The sequence below is a fragment of the Streptomyces sp. WAC06614 genome, assembly GCF_003949795.1.
Taxonomy (GTDB): Bacteria; Actinomycetota; Actinomycetes; order Streptomycetales; family Streptomycetaceae; genus Streptomyces.
The window spans coordinates 1-229 of record NZ_RPRY01000812.1; the positions used below are offsets into that span (position 1 = coordinate 1).

The 229-nt window shown below is 81.7% G+C and carries 1 protein-coding gene; it reads right to left on the bottom strand.

Going from position 1 to position 229, the window contains the following annotated elements; genetic code table 11:
* Positions 1–229, bottom strand: a 229-nt coding sequence (locus tag EF918_RS36595; protein WP_148141395.1) for a SpoIIE family protein phosphatase, incomplete at both ends; no start/stop codon positions are given.

Consider the following 229-nt stretch of genomic DNA (forward strand, 5'->3'; position numbering starts at 1 on the left):
AGCCGCGCGGGCGTGGCGGCCGTGCCGGCGGCCCGGGCGAGCGCCCGGTCCAGCGGGAAGCACCGGCCCCGGCGGTCCCGGGCGTCCTCGACCCCGTCGGTGTGCAGGAACAGCCCCTCGCCCGGCGCGAGGTGCGCGCACAGCTGCGGGGCCACCTCGTCCGGCAGCGGTACGACCCCCAGCGGCGGCAGGGTCTGCGCCCCGCGGAGCAGGCGGACTCCGGACGGCG